This is a genomic window from Rhodopseudomonas sp. B29, from assembly GCF_000333455.1.
In the GTDB taxonomy this organism is placed as follows: domain Bacteria; phylum Pseudomonadota; class Alphaproteobacteria; order Rhizobiales; family Xanthobacteraceae; genus Rhodopseudomonas.
Genome location: NZ_BADD01000339.1, coordinates 1 through 2,983, shown reverse-complemented (window position 1 = coordinate 2,983; position 2,983 = coordinate 1). Strand labels below are relative to the sequence as shown.

General features: G+C 65.3%; 3 protein-coding genes. All 3 read right to left on the bottom strand.

All coding sequences use genetic code 11. The annotated features are described in order from the left end of the window. The coding region (locus tag I5M_RS12225) for an ABC transporter ATP-binding protein (RefSeq protein ID WP_022721668.1) at nt 1-1,394 on the bottom strand (1,394 nt) is incomplete at its 3' end. A gap of 181 nt (nt 1,395-1,575) precedes the next feature. Further along, the gene (locus I5M_RS12215) at nt 1,576-2,481 is read right to left on the bottom strand and encodes an ABC transporter permease (protein WP_022721667.1); all 906 of its coding nucleotides are present in this window, start codon (nt 2,479-2,481) and stop codon (nt 1,576-1,578) included. A 4-nt stretch (nt 2,482-2,485) separates the two neighbouring features. Continuing rightward, on the bottom strand, nt 2,486-2,983 hold a 498-nt coding region (locus tag I5M_RS12210; RefSeq protein ID WP_022721666.1), incomplete at its 5' end, for an ABC transporter permease.

Genomic DNA, 2,983 nt, shown 5'->3' with positions numbered 1-2,983 from the left:
CGGCCCTTGATGTCGCCGAGTTGCATGATCGGATCGGCGATGGCGCGCGCCGCCGTGAATCTCGGATTGAGGCTGTCGGTCGGATCCTGAAATACCATCTGGATCGCCTTGCGCTGCGGTAGCCGCGCGAAGGCGTGAGGCAGAATGGCGCCGATTTCCTCGCCGTCGAAATTGATGCGGCCGGAGGTCTGGTCGAGCAGCCGCATAACCATCATCGACGTGGTCGACTTGCCGCAGCCGGACTCACCGACGAGGCCGAGGCTTTCGCCATGGCCGATGCTGAAGCTGATGCCGTCGACGGCGCGAAACACGTCCGGCTCGATGGCGGGTGTCCGCGCGAATAGTCGTCCCAGCGCCGCCGTCGCGCCCTGGCGCGGATATTCCTTCACCAGCTTGTCGACGACGAGCAGGGGAGGGGTGGGCTTTGTAGTATCCCCGATCACCAGGTCGTCCCCCCCGGGCTTGACCTGGGGGGCCATCTGCTTCGAAGGAGCTTCTTGCACAGGGGGATGGATCGCCGGGTCAAGCCCGGCGATGACGGCGGAATTTTTGGCTTGCGCCGCGCCTTGCTCATCTTCCGGCAACAAATCCCGCAAGCTCACACCCAGCCGCGGCGTCGCGCGCATCAGCTTCTTGGTGTAGGGATGCTGAGGGTTGGCGAAGATCTCGGCGGCCGCCGCGGTCTCGATGACGCGGCCTTTCTCCATCACGACGACGCGGTCGCAATAGGCAGCGGCGAGTCCAAGATCGTGGGTGATCAGGATCGTCGACAGGCCGCGGCTGCGGGTGAGTTCGACGATCAGATCCATCACGGCTTTCTGCGTCGTGACGTCGAGGCCAGTGGTCGGCTCGTCGGCGATCAGGAGCTGCGGATTGCACGCCAGAGCCAGGGCGATCACCACGCGCTGGCACATGCCGCCGGAGAGCTGGAACGGATAGGCGTGATAGCGCTCGCGCGGCCGGGCGATCTTCACCGCCTCGAGCGCCGCGATCGCTTTTTCGCCGCGGTCGGTGGATGTCGATTGCACGTGCTGGCGCAGCACGTCCTCGATCTGGTCGCCGACCTTGCGGATCGGGTTGAGCGCGGCGCGTGGGTTCTGGAAGATCATCGAGATCTCGCGGCCGCGCAGGTCGCGCATCGTTGTTTCGCTCGCTTCCTTGACGTCGATGCCGCCGAACATCACCGAGCCCTCGGCGATGCGCCCGGCGCGATCGAGGATGCGCATCACCGCATAGGACGTCACCGACTTGCCGGAGCCGCTTTCGCCGACGATCGCCAGCGTCTCGCCTTTGCCGACGCTGATATCGACATGCTGCACCGCCTTGACGATACCACGGCGCGTGGCGAATTCGACGGTGAGATCGCGAACCTCAAGCAGGGGTTGAGCGGTCATCGGGGTCTCCGCATCTGCCGGTCGTCACCGCCGGGCCTGACCCGCCTGCGGGGCCGAAGCCCCTTCGGCGCGGCGAAGGCCCGGCGGTCCACCGCTCTGGAAAGAATGTTTTGCGAAGTGGGATGGATGGCCGGGTCAAGCCCGGCCATGACGAAAGCAAACGTTGTGGCGCTGTGCATCCTCACGTCCTCCGCTGCGGGTCGAAGATGTCGCGCAGGCCGTCGCCGAGAAGATTGAAACAGAACACGGCGATCATCAGGGCGACGCCGGGGAACAGCGCGATCCACCATTCGCCCGACACCATGAAGCTGGCGCCCTCGGCGACCATGATGCCCCATTCGGCCGTGGGCGGGCGGACGCCGAGGCCGATGAACGACAGGCCGGCGGCGTTGAGGATAGCGTAGCCCATCGTCAGCGACATCTGCACGATCATGATCGGCATGATGTTGGGCAGGATGTGCACCAGCAGGATCCGCATTTCGCTGTTGCCGGACAGCCGCGCCGCCATCACGAAGCCGGCCTCGCGGCGGACATTGGCTTCGGCGCGGGCGACGCGGGCATAGAGCGGGAAGTTGACGATGGCGGTGGCGATGATGATGTTCTGCACGGTGTTGCCGAGCGCCGCGACGATGCCCATCGCCAGCACGAACAGCGGAAACGCCATGATGGTGTCGGCGATGCGGCCGACGATGCGGTCGGTCCAGCCGCCGAAGTAACCGGCCGCGATTCCGGCGAGCCCGCCCATCAGGAACACCAGCACCACCGACGCGACCGCAATGAAGGCATCGAGTCTGGTGGCGACGACGACGCGGCTGAAAATGTCGCGGCCGAGCTGATCGGTGCCGAACCAATGCGCCGCCGAAGGGGCCTTCAGCGCCTGTGCGGTGTCGCTGCCGAGCGGATCATAAGGCACGATGTACGGACCGATCAGTGCCGCCAGCACGATCAGCACCAGCAGCGCGAAGGCGAAGGCGGTGACGCGGTTTTCGCCGAGTACGTAGCGGGTGTGCGACAGCGTCTCCATCAGCGGAGAACGCCGCGCGGGTGTAGAAGGAGTGTCGCCGATCGAAGGCGCAACGCTGCTCATTGCTCTAACCCTCCAGCCGCACGCGCGGATCGATAATGCCGTACAGAATGTCGATGACCAGATTGAGCAGCACGTACATCACCGCCATGGTGAGCACGAAGCCCTGCACCGGAGCGAAGTCCGAGGAGATCAGCGCCTCGACCGCGTAAGAGCCGATGCCTGGCCAGGCGAACACCTTCTCGACCAGCACGTTGGCGCCGAGCAGGAACGAGAACACCATGCTGAGCGTGGTGATCACCGGTAGCATCGCGTTGCGGAAGGCGTAGGTCATCGTCACCTTGGTAGGCGACAGGCCGCTGGCGCGGGCGGTGCGGACGAAATCCGAGGCGAGGATCGACAGCATCGAGGCGCGGGTCATGCGGGCGATCGGCGCCAGCGAAAAGATCGCCAGCGTCGCGGCCGGAAGGATCAGCTGGCTCAGAGCCGAGCGGAAGGTCTCGAAGTCGCGCGCGATCAGGCTGTCGATCAGATAGAAGCCGGTGACGGTCGGCGGCGCCGAGTA